The sequence below is a fragment of the Nostoc sp. 'Lobaria pulmonaria (5183) cyanobiont' genome (genome assembly GCF_002949795.1).
Classification (GTDB): domain Bacteria; phylum Cyanobacteriota; class Cyanobacteriia; order Cyanobacteriales; family Nostocaceae; genus Nostoc.
Genome location: NZ_CP026692.1, coordinates 6,009,340 through 6,024,091, shown reverse-complemented (window position 1 = coordinate 6,024,091; position 14,752 = coordinate 6,009,340). Strand labels below are relative to the sequence as shown.

Genomic DNA, 14,752 nt, shown 5'->3' with positions numbered 1-14,752 from the left:
TGAGTATTTTGGTGAAATCGGTCAACAAATTTTAGGGTGATTTTAAAGAAGAATTTACTATCCTCAATAATTATACGCATAACTTTTGATCAATAATGCATTTTAATCAAACTAACCATCAGAAAAGAAATATTTTGGTGGTCGATGATACCCCAGATAATTTGCGGCTTTTATCGGCGATGTTGACTGCACAAGGTTTTGAAGTTCGCAAAGCCTTAAACGGTAAAATGGCACTGACTGCATGTCAAATGGTTTTGCCCGATGTGATTTTGCTGGATATCAATATGCCAGGTATGGATGGCTACCAAGTTTGTCAACAACTAAAAGCTGACGATAAAACTAGTGAAGTCCCAGTAATTTTTATTAGCGCCCTGGATGATGTTGTAGATAAGGTAAAGGCATTTGATGTTGGTGGTGTAGATTATATTGCAAAACCTTTTCATGGGGCAGAAGTGGTGTTGCGAATTGAAAATCAGATTAATTTACGCTTGCTCCAGGTTAAACTGCAAGAAAAAAACTTTTTACTCCAACAGGCTCTTGACAACTTGCAAGCCTCTCAAGTTCAACAAATTCAGAACGAAAAGATGGTGGCACTGGGACAGTTAGTGGCTGGACTGGCTCATGAGATTAATAACCCGATCAGTTTTATTTATGGAAATCTCCAATATGCTGGTCAATATGTGGAAGACCTAGTAAATATAATTGAGGTCTATCAGCAAGAATATCCCAAACCCACACCAAAAATTCAGCAAATAGCCAAAGATGTAGACCTGAATTTTATCATTGAGGATCTGCAAAATCTGATAGGTGCAATGTATAGAGGCTCCGATCGCATCCGGGAAATTGTACTGGCGCTACAACATTTCTCTCGGCATGATGAAGCAGAGATGAAACGGGTAAATATCCATGAAGACATGGAAAATACTTTAGTGATGTTACAACATCGGCTCAGAGAAGCAGCAGATCGTCCGGCAATTGTTGTAGTGAAAGATTATGGTAATTTGCCCTTAGTCACTTGTTATGCAAGCGAACTAAATCAAGTATTTATGCATTTATTGAATAATGCTATTGATGCAATAGATGAGGGAGTGAGGAATCAATTTTCTACTCCCTACTCACTCCTCCCTACTCCCCAAATTCGGATTCATACAGAGGTAACAGACTTGAATTTAGTCAAAATTGCGATCACTGATAATGGTGTTGGTATTGAAGAGTCGTTGCGATCGCGTTTATTTGACCCATTTTTTACCACGAAACCTGTGGGCAAAGGTAGTGGGCTAGGATTATCTATTAGCTATCAGATTATCGTCCAAAAACACCGAGGAAATATTAGCTGTAACTCATCTGTTGGCGAAGGAGCAGAGTTTGCGATCGAAATTCCTATAGAGCAGCCTGATATCTCATCGCAATTTTCAAAATCGGAAAAGGGATTAGGGACTGAGGATTAGGGAGATGGAGAGCAAAGAAGCAGAGGAGTAGGGGAAGCAGAGGAGCAGAGGAAGCAGGAGAGAATAATAATTCCCGATCAATGACAAATGACCAATAACAAATGACCAATGAATCTAATTAATCAACAATTCTGGTGCTACCAATCCTTTTTGGATAGCTAAGACTGCGGCTTGAGTGCGATCGCGTACTTCTAGTTTCTGTAAAATAGCATGGACATGAACCCGCACTGTACCAGGGGCAATGTAGAGAATTTCAGCAATTTCTTGATTGCTTTTGCCAGCTGCTACCAGTGCCAAAATTTCTTGCTCCCGCTTCGTTAAAGGATTTTCTAAAGATTCCTCAGTTTTTGCAGACTGCACCGCCATCGAATTGCCCTCAAAAGCGGCTCTAATTTCAGTTGTTGCCGTTTGATCCCACCAAGAAGCGCCCGCAGCAACCGATCGCACTGCTAATATCAAAGACTCAGCCGGAATACCTTTAAGGCAGTAACCTTGCGCCCCAGCAGCAATTAACCGCGAAATCAGGGGTTTTTCAGAACGAGACGTTAAAACGAGAATTGGTAAATTTGGGTGCTTCTGCTTGATTTGGCGACAAGCCTCAATCCCGCCAATACCCGGTAAACCTATATCCAGCAAGACCAAATCCAGAGGATAGTGATTTGCTAATTCTACAGCTTGTTCCCCATCTTCTGCTTCTGCAACAATCTCCAAACTGGTTTCTTGTTGCAACCGCATCCGCAGACCAAGCCGAAATAATTCATCATCTTCAACTAGTAAGATTTTTGTCATTTGTCATTGGTCATTGGTCATTGGTCATTTGTCATTGGTCATTTGTCATTGGTCATTAATTATTCTCCCCTGCTCCTCAACTCCCCGGTGGTGGACAAGCCGGGAGTCGGAAACCAAACAGTGCGCCGCGTGGTGAGCGATTCTCTGCCCAAATTGTACCCCCATGAGCAGTAATAATTTGCCTGGTCAAATAAAGTCCTAGCCCAGAGCCGGAGACGTGGCGATCGCTATTTCCTTGATAAAATCTCTCAAATAAGTGAGGTAACTCTTTTTCGGTAATGCCGGAACCAGTATCGAGTATTTTTACCACTTGATCGCTAGAATAACCTTCAAATACTACTTCCACTTTACCGCCACGAGGGGTATGGTTAATGCCATTACTCAGGAGATTGCTGAAAACTCGCCCAAGTTGCAAAGAATCGCCATTTACCCAGAGAAAGCTGCGAAAATCTGATTCGCCATAATGCAGAGAAATATAAACCTGACGTGTTTTCGCTAGTTCAGTTAGGGTAGCGATAATCTCCTCTGCCACTGTCACCAAGTTAACTGGTGATATCTGTAGTTTCAACCCTTCGGCATCATTGCGGTACACATCTAAAAGTGTTTGGACTAGTTGCAATGTACTCTGATGACTACGAGCCATTGTTTGTAAAACCTTTGCCTGCATGTGCGTGATTTCACCAAATTGCTCATTTTGAAAATATTTCAGAGTTTCAATTGCTCCTAATAGGGGTGTTTTCAAATCATGCGTTAGGGTAGAAACAAAATCTTCACGCATGATAGCCAGTTGTTCTTGGGAGCGTAATTGTGCTTGGGTATAAGCGATCGCTTCTTCATTGCGGTGGTTGCGTTGGCGAAGCCCGCCGCAGGCATCGCTTAACCAACCTGTTACCAACAACGCCAACACTGCAATCAACCTATTTGCCAACGTTGGAGAATTAATTATTTCTCCTCCGGGAACAAACAAATTCAACAATGTTAATCCTGTCGCTGCAACAGTGATCCCCAAAACTGCTCCCCGATTCAATCGAGAATCTGCTAGTAAAATCGTCCCTGTGTAGAGATAGCCAAATACGTATTCAGGGGGTGTCAAATATTCTAGGATTATCACGATCGCAAAGGCGATCGCTATTAGCCCATAGGTCTTTCCACGCTCATTTATAGCTTCTTTCATAGTCAATAATCGACTTAACATCGTCATTTATGATTTACTAAAAATCTGCATAACTATAAAATTAGCCCTTTCAAGGTGACAAACGAAGATACGTTGTTTCAGCGCTACCATCTTGAATCCTCCGCTCAGATTTGGGGCTTTTTGAAAGTTGAAATAATCAACCTTCGTTCCAAATTTCACCACCTTGAAAGGGCTAGTCTTGAAATATATTTGGGGCATACTGCCGTCAGCAAGATCGCGCCTACCGCTCAATAAATAGGGATTAATGAGATTAATTTGAACTCTGTTGAGTCTCATCAAGATATTTCATTCATCTGCAACCACTAGCGTTCAACGATTTATCTACAACGACATTACAGGTGCATTATTCTTTGATCAAGACGGTAGTGCATCTGATTATACTCAAGTAAAATTTGCACAATTATCTGCTGGATTGTCACTAACCCAAAACAATTTTGTGGTTGTTTAATCGTCATTAGCGTTTTACATTACTAAGCAGTATGTGTTGCGAGGTGCTATTTTAAGCACCTCGCATTCGATTGATCAATGCAAGTCATTTTGATCAGCGATCGCCATTCTTGCACAGATATAATCAACTGTATACTTGTCAACACAAAAGAGAACTTTTAATTAATTTTTAACCTATCCTGTACAAGTACAATTTTCCCAAAATGCCACGATCGCCCCTAATGCAGTGATTGGAGATATATAGAGGCGATCGCTAATCTCACTCAACCAATTCTGACTAATCGGGGTCAAATCGTTATAGTCTGTAGATCGCAGCCTTTCTGCGTACTGCCTTAACCCAGATGAGTAACGCTGGTATTTCATTGCGGGTAATTCAGGAAATCTCAGGGCATCGGAATTTAGAGCAGTTCGAGAAGATACTTAGAAGTGTGTAACCATCAGGTATTGGGGGCGGCAGCGGCGTTGTCGATGTTGTCAGGGAGCAATGCAATGGGGAATCTGAGTGCGTAAGTTCTGCAAACTTGGAAAATGTATTGTATAAACAAATAATCCTAACTAGTGAAATAGATGAATTAAGAGTAAAAATTAAATATTCTTAACAAAAACTTGAACAAGTATCTGGAAAATAGTGATAACTGAAAATAGTAAATTCCTCAAAATCTGTTATTTCTAAAAATTGGCTTGCTAAGACTTAAATTTAATTTAGCGCGAAATATATGGGACAAGGTTTTTTGCAAATTGGCTTAACGCTGTGTATTGTCATAGCAATCACTCCATTATTCGGAAAATACATAGCGCGTGTCTTTTTGGGAGAAAGAACACTGCTTGATTTTTTAATGAACCCCATAGAGCGGAGTATGTTCGTACTTGCGGGTGTTCGCAGAAAAGATGACATGACAGGTTGGCAATATATCCGAGCCATACTCTGTTGTAACACGATCATGGGTATTTCAGTGTATTTTCTGATCTATTTTCAGAGACTCTTGCCCTGGAATCCAAGCGGCTTTGGTTCGCCCAGGTGGGATGTATTGTTGCATACAACGATTTCCTTTGTAACCAATACTGACCAACAACACTACGCAGGTGAGACAACCTTAAGCTATTTTAGCCAGGTAGCGGCTTTAGGCTTTTTGATGTTTACCTCCGCAGCCACCGGTTTAGCCGTAGGAATTGCCTTTATTCGTGGATTGACGGGTAGAAAATTGGGAAATTTTTACGTCGATATTGTCCGTGGAATTACGCGAATATTGCTGCCAATTTCGATTATTGGTGCGATCGCTTTGCTGGTAGCAGGTGTACCACAAACATTAGCTAAGACTATGGATGTGAGAACCTTAGAAGGTGGGACGCAATATCTGGCTAGAGGCCCGGTAGCATCCTTTGAAATGATCAAACTTTTGGGCGAAAACGGCGGTGGTTTTTTTGGCGTAAACTCAGCCCATCCCTTTGAAAATCCCAATGGCGCTTCTAATTTGATAGAAATGCTCGCGATGATTTCTATCCCAGCAGCCTTGATTTACACCTACGGTATATTTGCCAATAACATTAAACAAGCTTGGCTACTTTTTTGGATGGTGTTTGTGATTTTTGTAGTTCTGGTGGGAGTGACAGCCGTAGGAGAACTGCAAGGTAATCCCCTAGTTAATACCGCCTTTGGATTAGAACAACCCAATTTAGAGGGGAAAGAAGTTCGATTTGGTTGGGCACAGACAGCATTTTGGGCAGTGATGACTACCGCTACTATGTCTGGCGCTGTGAATGGGATGCACGATTCTCTGATGCCGCAAGGAATATTTTCGACTCTCTTCAACTTATTTATCCAGGTTATCTGGGGTGGTCAGGGAACTGGAACAGCTTACTTATTTATTTACTTAATTCTCACAGTCTTCCTAACTGGACTCATGGCAGGACGTACCCCAGAGTTTTTCGGACGCAAAATTGAAAAACGGGAAATCGTTCTCGCCAGTGTAGTGCTGTTGATTCACCCAATCCTAATTTTGATTCCCAGTGCGATCGCCTTGGCTTATCCCATCTCCCTATCTGGAATTAGCAACTCTGGCTATCACGGTATTTCTCAAGTAGTTTATGAATATGCCTCAGCAGCAGCAAATAATGGTTCGGGCTTAGAGGGGTTGGAGGATAACAGCCTGTGGTGGAACTTGAGTACTTTAGTTAGCTTAATCGGAGGACGCTACATACCGATGATTGCCATCCTGCTGCTAGCTGACGGGATGTCTCGTAAACAACCAGTACCAGAAACCCCTGCTACTTTAAGAACTGATTCTCTGGTATTCACTGGGATCGCAGCTGGAGTGACGCTGGTTTTGGGAGTATTGACTTTCTTCCCCGTTCTGGCTTTAGGCCCCATAGCTGAGGGTTTGAAACTAGCATCTGGCAGTTAGAAAAGTTATGAGTTATAAGTTTGAAATTAAGAAAATATCAAAAAATAATTCAGGAGGCAGGAGGAAGGAGTAACCCAGATTTAAAAGTGTGAGATTGAAGCAAGAAAGGTTTATATCTTGCATATACGCGTCTCGTACCAGTATCTGATTTTTTAACTGGGTAATTACTTAGAATTAAAGTTTTCATTTGTACTTCTTTCCTCCTGGCTCCTGCCTTATCTGATAAATTATCCGGTTTCGTAGGATGCGTTACTAACGCATCCTACAGGTTGGATATTTTTTTATTAGAAGTTCCTATAACTCCTAACTCTTAACTTCTCACTCCTAAACTTTATTCATGAATCAAGTGGCAACTAACTTCAAAGCTAGACGCCCAAGTTTTCGTTCTGGCGATCGCCGCCAAAGACGTAAAAAAACCAGGGCAAATAATAAGTGGCTGTACTTAAGAGCAATTAGAGATGCTTTTGTCAAGCTCAACCCTAAGTATGCAATCAAAAATCCAGTAATCTTTGTAGTTTGGGTAGGGACAATCATCATCCTATTGCTAACGATTGATCCCAACCTATTTGGCCCTGCCCTGCAAAAGAACCCGCAAGTATTCAACGCCTTGTTGTCGGGGATTTTATTTTTTACAGTTTGGTTTGCCAATTTTGCCGAAGCAGTGGCAGAAGGACGGGGTAAAGCCCAAGCCGATGCCTTGCGGTTAACAAAGTCAGAGAGGATCGCGAAAAAACTTGCTGCCGATGGCACAATTAGTGAAGTTTCATCCACCAGCCTCAAACAGGGCGATACCATCTACGTCATTGCTGGCGATATCATCCCCGCCGATGGCGAAGTAATTATGGGTGTTGCCTCAGTGGATGAATCAGCAATTACTGGGGAATCTGCACCAGTATTAAAAGAATCAGGTTCCGACATTGCTAGTTCCGTCACTGGTGGGACACGGATTATCTCAGATGAACTAATTATCCGGATCACGACTGACCCAGGCAAAGGCTTTATTGACCGAATGATTGCCTTGGTAGAAGGGGGAGAACGCAGCAAAACACCCAATGAAATTGCCCTCACGGTATTGTTGGCAGTTCTCAGCTTAGTGTTTTTGTTAGTCGTAGTAACCTTGCCTGCACTTGCTTACTATATCAACAGTCCAGTCAGCATCCCAATTTTAATTGCCCTATTAGTAGCGTTAATTCCTACTACCATTGGCGGCTTACTAAGTACCATCGGTATTGCTGGTATGGATCGAGTTGCCCAATTTAACGTCATTGCCACATCAGGACGAGCAGTGGAAGCCTGTGGTGATGTCAACACTTTACTTCTTGACAAGACAGGTACAATTACCCTTGGCAACCGTCTGGCGGAAGAGTTTATTCCTCTCAACGGTCATTCAATGTCAGAAATTGCTAATGTTGCCTGGGCAGCTAGTGTCTTTGACAATACACCAGAAGGTAAATCCATTATCCGATTAGCAGAAAAATTGGGCGCGCGGTTTGATTTTGACTCCAGTCAGGCAGAAGGAGTTAGTTTTTCCGCTAAAACCCGGATGAGTGGCACGAATTTACCTGGTGGGTATGAGGCCAGAAAGGGAGCAGTAGAAGCTATTAAAGGATTTGTCCGTTCCCGCAACGGACGCGATGTACCAGAATTGGATGCTACCTACGAACGAGTTTCTCGCCTGGGAGGTACACCCCTAGCAGTTAGCTTAGATAACGAAATCTATGGGATTATTTATCTCAAAGATATAGTTAAACCTGGTATCCGCGATCGCTTTGAGCAGCTGCGACGGATGGGAGTGCGTACCATCATGCTAACTGGAGACAACCGAATTACCGCTTCTGTGATTGCCAAAGAAGCCGGGGTGGATGACTTTATTGCCGAAGCCACACCAGAAGACAAAATCAGTGTCATTAAACAGGAACAAGCAGCAGGTAAACTGGTAGCGATGACGGGAGATGGAACTAACGATGCTCCAGCATTAGCCCAAGCTAACGTCGGTGTGGCGATGAATACAGGAACGCAAGCGGCAAAAGAAGCCGCCAACATGGTTGATTTGGACTCCGATCCCACAAAGCTGCTCGATATCATTGGTATTGGTAAACAATTGTTGATTACTCGCGGGGCATTGACGACATTTTCCATCGCTAATGATATTGCTAAATACTTTGCAATTATTCCAGTGATATTTGTCGCTGCTAACTTGCAAAGCCTGAATATTATGAATTTAACTAGCCCTAAGTCTGCTGTACTCTCAGCACTGATTTATAATGCTTTGATTATTCCCGCTTTGATTCCCTTAGCATTAAAGGGTGTGCGGTTTAGACCGCTGACAGCTAATCGGTTACTCCAACGCAATATCTTAATTTACGGTTTAGGTGGGGTAATTGCGCCGTTTATTGCAATTAAGTTGATTGATGCACTGATTACACTTATGGGCTTGGCTTAAGTGGATGTTTGAAAAGTATTAGGCGAATATAATTCGCTATTAGACAAAGATTAATCCACGGAGGTGGACTAAGAGAAAATCAAGTTTTCAAACCCACTGAAGTTGGTTTTGTCTGTATAGTCGCAAATTATATTTGCCAGTGCTAGTATATTTTGCGACTTTTCAAACATCCTCTCAGGACAGCAAAAGTAGAGACTATGGGGAAACAAGCGCATCTTAACCAAAGTAAAATAATAAACATTTTTACTTTTACCTGTTGAGAGGTGGAACAAGAAGAATATGAATAAACATCGTTTTTACTCAGTACTGCTTTGGCGATATCCTTTGTTTAGTCGCAATGGCATAAACAACATCTATCACTCGCTATTTTTATCCTGCTGTGCTTGAATGTGGTAACTGCCCCAGTTGTTTATACTGTTGCTAACAGCATCTTGTAACGTCCTGCTAGGTGGGCAAAAGAATTAAAAATTAAAAATTAAAAATTAAATTCTAGGCGCAATTGGAAAACTTTTTATGGCTATTATTCGAGAAACCATCAGAGCAATTTTTATAACTCTAATGCTTTGGTTGTTGACTGCAATCATCTATCCGCTGGTAATCCTTGTAGTGGGTCAAGTTTTTTTGCCCTATCAAGCTAATGGTAGTATCATGCGAAATCTAAATAATGAACCAATTGGTTCTGCTTTAATCGGTCAGGTGTTTACATCTGAGCAATATTTCCATTCTCGTCCTAGTACTGTTAGATATAGCCAAGGGAAAAAAGCCAAGCCAACTGGCATATCTGGAGCTAGTAATCTCGCTGCAAGCAATCCAGAACTACTGAAGCGGATTTTAGAAGAGGCAGATCAATTGCGAGAGGAAAATCTTCAACCAATAGCTGATATAGTTTATACCTCTGGTTCTGGTTTAGATCCGCATATCTCCTTGAAAGCAGCACGGCAGCAATTGACGCGGGTTGCTGGTGCGCGGGGAGTAAAAGAAGAGGAGATCCTACGTTTAATTAATAAGTATACTGATGGCAGATTTTTATGGATTTTTGGCGAACCGGGAGTCAATGTTCTCCGATTGAATTATGCTCTTGATTTGCAAGATATTAATCGTCAGCAAAATCAGTAAATGGGCATGGAGCATGGGGCATTGGCAATGATGGTTTTCCCATGCAATAGGAGTGCTATAAATGTCAGATAATACTAATACTGGTTCGGCTGGGAATGCGCCTTTAAATTCTGCAAGTTACTCGCTTTATCCAGCACGACGACGGGGTAAGCATAAAATCTTTATTGGTATGGCTCCTGGAGTAGGCAAAACCTACCGGATGCTGGAAGAGGGACACGCATTCAAACAGGAAGGAATTGATGTTGTCGTTGGGCTTTTGGAAACCCACGCACGCAAGGAGACAGCCCAAAAAGCAGAGGGACTGGAAATTATACCCCGTAAGCAATATCCTCACGGTGAGTTGACGCTGACGGATATGGATACAGATGCTATTTTAAAGCGATGTCTGGCGACAAGCCGCTTTGCGTCTACGCCCCAATTAGTCTTAATCGATGAACTTGCCCATACCAATGTCCCTGGTTCTCCACGCGAAAAGCGCTACGAAGATGTAGAAGTAGTTTTGGCAGCCGGGATTGATGTCTACTCCACAATGAATGTGCAACATTTGGAAAGTCTCAACGACCTAGTAGCCAGAATTACAGGTGTGGTAGTCCGCGAGCGGGTTCCTGACAGGATTATGGATGAAGCAGATGAAATAGTGGTAGTTGATGTAACACCGGAAACACTGCAAGAACGGTTATTAGAAGGGAAAATTTACGCACAACCAAAAATCCAACAATCCCTCGATAATTTTTTCCAACGCCGTAACCTGATTGCTTTGCGGGAGTTGGCTTTGCGGGAAGTAGCAGACAACGTGGAAGAAAATGCGATCGCCTCCACTCCCAACGGACAATTCTGTAATATTCACGAGCGGGTTTTGGTGTGTGTTTCCACTTATCCCAACTCAGTGCAATTGTTACGTCGAGGTGCAAGACTAGCTAACTATATGAACGCGCCACTTTATACCTTGTTCGTAGCCGATCCAGAACGCTTCCTCACCAAAGAAGAAAGTTTACACATCCATACTTGTGAGAAACTTTGTAAAGAATTTGAAGGTACTTTTGTTCGTGTTACTAACGGTAACATCGCCAATGCGATCGCCCAAGTCGCCGAGAAATATCGGATTACCCAAATTGTAATTGGTGAGAGTCAGCGATCGCGCTGGCAAATGCTCCTCAAAGGATCTTTGACGCAAAAATTGGTGCGCTTGCTCAAAAACATCGATTTACATATTATTGCCAGCGAAAAAATGGTTTCATCCAAATAGGGGATCGGGCAGGGGGCAGGAGAAAAGAAGTAGAAACTCTTTATGTCTAATGCATGAGTCCTGCACTTTTTACCTCATTTACTTGAAAACTGCTGTATTACACTATTCTAATATTTCTGACTTTGGTTCTCTCAGTACCAACTCAGACATCAAATCAGGCGAAAATGATTTTTCCTCATTTTTGAGTGTCTCAGTTTGCTCATCAGCAGCAGGTAGCCATTTGATAAATGGTAGGGGTAACAGCGTGCTGAGGTTAGTAATTACCACCAAGAGCCAAAGTGAGTCAAAGTTTGTTGCGGTGATCCCCAGCCAATAGGTGATTAATGCCCCGAATGCATGGGAAACCGTTCCGGCTGAATTAAACACTGACATTAACAAGGCAAATAACGTCGCTTCCACACCAGAGGGACAAAGCCTTGCTGCTAGCACCATCACTTGCATAAAGGCAATTTTCCCCATCACAGTCAGAATCAGGCTATCACCCAAACTAAACCAGTGGTCATCTATACCCAATAGTCTGTTTGTGTGAGTCACCAACAACAGCATTGTCATCCCCAAAATTGACGAAAGGACAGTACTCCAAGCAAAAATCACCCGAAAAGGGATGCTTTTGAGGAAACGTTGAAAAATCCAAACACCTGCTAAAGAAGCGAAACTTCCCACCAAGTTTACTCGCCCCAAAAATTCTGGTTCAAAGTGGAGTTCGTTGGTAGTAAAGTAGAAAAAGGCTGAGTCAGCATTTGGGGTAGCTTGCCAGATGAAGATAAACGCTGTTGGTAGCCAAATTGTTTTTTGGCTAATGGCTTGGCGTAGCTGCCCCAGTTGATGTTTGATTGGTAAAGAGTTGGTCTGATTACTATCTTGAGCATCTTTGCTAACAGGGGACTCAGCAATTAACCAAGCCACCCCTGAAACGATCAGAGGAAATAAAGCGGTAATCCCAAAGACGGTACGGGTAGTAAAGTATTGGAGCAGCAGACCGCTAAAGTAGGCTGTTATTAAACCTCCGATCGCCGAAGCACCCCAGCACAGAGATTGTAGTGAACCGGCTTTTGCTTGCGATTCGCCTCTGGCTCGTTCCACAACCAGCGAGTCAACGATAACATCACTCATGGCGACGGAGAGAGAACCTAGAGCGATCGCTAATGTAGCTGCCCAGCTAGTATGAACTATTGTGGCCAAACTGATCCAAGAAGCAGTTCCCAATATCCCGGATAAAATCAAGTAAGGACGGCGACGATAGCCAAATATAGGTAAGCCATCAGAGATAAAACCAAACACCGGCTTGATCATCCAAGGTAGGAAGACAATTCCCAATAGCGCCGATACCTGGACTGGACTCAGGAGTAGTTCATCTTTGAGAAAAAAGCTAACGGCTAGACGCGATAGCCCTAAAATTCCTTGGACAAAGTAAACGGTGAGAATTGCAATTAACTCCGCATTTGGTTCATTACCCAAGAAGAGTTTTTGTGTTATTGAGTCTTTGACCTTGGACAAGCCAGATAATTGATCTACCATTCGATAAATAATTTTTAAATTTTGTTTACTTTTCTATCATATCGATTCTTAGGAGGTGGGTTTTTTCTCACCTTTTTGCTTTTGTTTCTTCTTTGAGTATTATTTAAGGCTTTCCTAACAACTTTTCTTTCTTCTAGCAAGATGTTCTCGTTCTCGATCGGCGGCTATTCGCCTTTGAATTTGGTACATCGAATACAGTTCTCATTAGTTCTGTCTAAATCAATCTTCAGACTCAGGACTTAGGACTCAAGACTTTGTTCCGTGGTAATATCAGTCACACGAAACCGCAAAAAACCGTGGCTACTGTATTAAAATCTCATCGGGCATCAAGAAGGCGTAAACATTCAACGCATCCTCTCCAGCGTTTGCTTGAGTATGGACACCAGTATCGTAAACAAATTTGGCTGGCGACTACTTATTCTATCCTCAATAAATTTTTCGACTTAGCACCACCCGGCTTAATTGGCGTGGCGGTGGATGTGGTAGTCAAGCAACAAGATTCCATAATTGCACAGTTAGGGGTACGGGATGTCTTTGAACAATTTTTGATTATTTCCTTCCTGACTGTGATCATTTGGATACTAGAATCTGTTTTTGAGTACGCCTACGCTCGACTTTGGCGGAATTTGGCTCAGAATATTCAGCATGACTTGCGTTTGGATGCATACAAACATTTGCAAGAGTTGGAATTGGCTTATTTTGAAGAACGCAGTACTGGCGGTTTAATGTCTATCCTCAGTGATGATATTAACCAATTAGAGCGGTTTTTGGATGGGGGAGCAAATGATATCATCCAAGTTTCCGCAACTGTTCTAATTATTGGCGCTGCTTTCTTTATTTTGGCTCCTAGTGTAGCGTGGATGGCTTTGTCACCGATGCCATTTATCCTTTGGGGTTCTTTTGCCTACCAACGACTACTTGCGCCTCGCTACGCTGATGTGCGAGAAAAAGTAGGTTTTCTCAATTCGCGTTTGTCAAATAATATCAGCGGAATCACTACTATTAAAAGCTTCACATCTGAAGCTTATGAAGCCTCTCGTTTGGAATTAGATAGTGACGCTTATCGCCGCAGTAATAGAAAGGCAATTACTCTTTCTGCTGCTTTTGTGCCGTTAATTCGGATGCTAATTTTGGTGGGGTTCACGGCATTACTTTTGTATGGCGGGATGGCAGCGGTTTCTGGAACAATGTCTGTAGGTACTTACAGCGTATTAGTATTTTTAATCCAGCGCTTGCTGTGGCCTTTAACTAGATTAGGCGAAACATTTGACCAATATCAAAGAGCAATGGCTTCTACTAATCGAGTTATGAATTTGTTGGATACTCCTATTGCCATTCATACAGGTAATGTGGCGTTACCTGTGAATGAAGTGCGCGGTGAAGTACAATTTAAAAATGTTTATTTTGCCTATAAAGATAGATTTCCAGTGATTAAAAATCTGTCTTTGGATATTCCGGCGGGAAAAACCATTGCAATTGTCGGTTCTACTGGTTCGGGTAAAAGTACTTTAGTCAAACTTTTATTGCGGTTGTACGAGGTACAAACTGGAAGCATTACTCTCGATGGTATTGATTTGCAAAGTTTAAATTTGCAAGATTTACGCCGCTGCATCGGTTTGGTGAGTCAAGATGTCTTTCTATTTCATGGCACGGTAGCGGAGAATATTGCTTATGGTAGCTTTGAGACTACAGAGCAAGAAATCCTCACGGCGGCGAAGATAGCCGAAGCGCACGAATTTATTGTTGAATTGCCCGAAGGTTATGAGACAATTGTGGGGGAAAGAGGACAAAAGTTATCTGGTGGACAAAGACAACGGATTGCGATCGCCCGTGCAGTCTTAAAAAATCCCCCAATTCTGATTTTAGATGAGGCTACCTCGGCAGTAGATAATGAGACAGAAGCGGCAATCCAGCGATCGCTAGAACGGATTACAGTCGATAGAACTACAATTGCGATCGCTCATCGTCTTTCCACCATCCGCAATGCCGATTGCATTTATGTTATGGAACATGGGAAATTAGTAGAGTCGGGAACCCATGAGCAATTGCTGGAGAAAGACGGTATTTATTCCGGCCTCTGGCGTGTACAATCAGGCTTAAGATAACTTTCGCCCCTTCTCTCTGTCTTAATTACGTTAGCGAGTCCAC

10 protein-coding genes and 1 pseudogene are annotated in these 14,752 nt (G+C 42.4%); 7 read left to right on the top strand and 4 right to left on the bottom strand.

The features are described from left to right. Positions 1-95 precede the first annotated feature (95 nt). Positions 96-1,448 (top strand): hybrid sensor histidine kinase/response regulator, encoded by a 1,353-nt coding sequence (locus NLP_RS26650; RefSeq protein ID WP_104908958.1) that lies wholly within the window; start codon positions 96-98, stop codon positions 1,446-1,448. A 114-nt stretch (positions 1,449-1,562) separates the two neighbouring features. Here NLP_RS26650 and NLP_RS26645 read toward each other — a convergent pair whose 3' ends face one another. The 3 genes from NLP_RS26645 to NLP_RS33645 form a co-directional block, all read right to left on the bottom strand. After that, on the bottom strand, positions 1,563-2,237 hold the full coding sequence (locus tag NLP_RS26645; protein WP_104908957.1) for a response regulator transcription factor: 675 nt from the start codon (positions 2,235-2,237) through the stop codon (positions 1,563-1,565). A gap of 76 nt (positions 2,238-2,313) precedes the next feature. Further along, complete coding sequence (locus tag NLP_RS26640) at positions 2,314-3,432, bottom strand: sensor histidine kinase (RefSeq protein ID WP_104910049.1); 1,119 nt, start codon at positions 3,430-3,432, stop codon at positions 2,314-2,316. A 621-nt stretch (positions 3,433-4,053) separates the two neighbouring features. After that, complete coding sequence (locus tag NLP_RS33645; RefSeq protein ID WP_158680545.1) at positions 4,054-4,242, bottom strand: hypothetical protein; 189 nt, start codon at positions 4,240-4,242, stop codon at positions 4,054-4,056. Between NLP_RS33645 and NLP_RS35235 the strand changes: the two are divergent. The 5 genes and pseudogenes from NLP_RS35235 to NLP_RS26610 all read left to right on the top strand — a co-directional run. Continuing rightward, a pseudogene (locus NLP_RS35235) lies at positions 4,194-4,389 on the top strand (tyrosine-type recombinase/integrase); the annotation flags it as partial. The gene NLP_RS33645 and the pseudogene NLP_RS35235 overlap by 49 nt on opposite strands. 206 nt (positions 4,390-4,595) lie before the next feature. Next, positions 4,596-6,281 carry a potassium-transporting ATPase subunit KdpA gene (kdpA, locus tag NLP_RS26625; protein ID WP_104908955.1) on the top strand — a complete coding sequence of 562 codons (1,686 nt, stop codon included), beginning with the start codon at positions 4,596-4,598 and terminating at the stop codon, positions 6,279-6,281. A gap of 337 nt (positions 6,282-6,618) precedes the next feature. After that, on the top strand, positions 6,619-8,724 hold the full coding sequence (gene kdpB, locus NLP_RS26620) for a potassium-transporting ATPase subunit KdpB (RefSeq protein WP_104908954.1): 2,106 nt from the start codon (positions 6,619-6,621) through the stop codon (positions 8,722-8,724). Between the two features lie 513 nt (positions 8,725-9,237). Continuing rightward, complete coding sequence (gene kdpC / locus NLP_RS26615) at positions 9,238-9,840, top strand: K(+)-transporting ATPase subunit C (protein ID WP_104908953.1); 603 nt, start codon at positions 9,238-9,240, stop codon at positions 9,838-9,840. Positions 9,841-9,901: 61 nt separating this feature from the next. Next, positions 9,902-11,086 (top strand): universal stress protein, encoded by a 1,185-nt coding sequence (locus NLP_RS26610; protein WP_104908952.1) that lies wholly within the window; start codon positions 9,902-9,904, stop codon positions 11,084-11,086. Between the two features lie 102 nt (positions 11,087-11,188). On the opposite strand, the gene NLP_RS26605 is transcribed toward NLP_RS26610, so the two are convergent. Continuing rightward, positions 11,189-12,604, bottom strand: coding sequence for a folate/biopterin family MFS transporter (locus NLP_RS26605; protein ID WP_104908951.1), 1,416 nt, complete (start codon positions 12,602-12,604; stop codon positions 11,189-11,191). Positions 12,605-12,900: 296 nt separating this feature from the next. Between NLP_RS26605 and NLP_RS26600 the strand changes: the two genes are divergently transcribed. Then, on the top strand, positions 12,901-14,709 hold the full coding sequence (locus NLP_RS26600) for an ABC transporter ATP-binding protein (protein ID WP_104908950.1): 1,809 nt from the start codon (positions 12,901-12,903) through the stop codon (positions 14,707-14,709). Positions 14,710-14,752: the final 43 nt, after the last annotated feature.

Coding starts and splice junctions, on each gene's coding strand:
- NLP_RS26650 (WP_104908958.1), top strand. CDS start 96: ATGCATTTTAATCAAACTAACCATCAGAAAAGAAATATTTTGGTGGTC.
- NLP_RS33645 (WP_158680545.1), bottom strand. CDS start 4,242: ATGAAATACCAGCGTTACTCATCTGGGTTAAGGCAGTACGCAGAAAGG.
- kdpA (WP_104908955.1), top strand. CDS start 4,596: ATGGGACAAGGTTTTTTGCAAATTGGCTTAACGCTGTGTATTGTCATA.
- kdpC (WP_104908953.1), top strand. CDS start 9,238: ATGGCTATTATTCGAGAAACCATCAGAGCAATTTTTATAACTCTAATG.
- NLP_RS26610 (WP_104908952.1), top strand. CDS start 9,902: ATGTCAGATAATACTAATACTGGTTCGGCTGGGAATGCGCCTTTAAAT.
- NLP_RS26640 (WP_104910049.1), bottom strand. CDS start 3,432: ATGTTAAGTCGATTATTGACTATGAAAGAAGCTATAAATGAGCGTGGA.
- NLP_RS26605 (WP_104908951.1), bottom strand. CDS start 12,604: ATGGTAGATCAATTATCTGGCTTGTCCAAGGTCAAAGACTCAATAACA.
- kdpB (WP_104908954.1), top strand. CDS start 6,619: ATGAATCAAGTGGCAACTAACTTCAAAGCTAGACGCCCAAGTTTTCGT.
- NLP_RS26645 (WP_104908957.1), bottom strand. CDS start 2,237: ATGACAAAAATCTTACTAGTTGAAGATGATGAATTATTTCGGCTTGGT.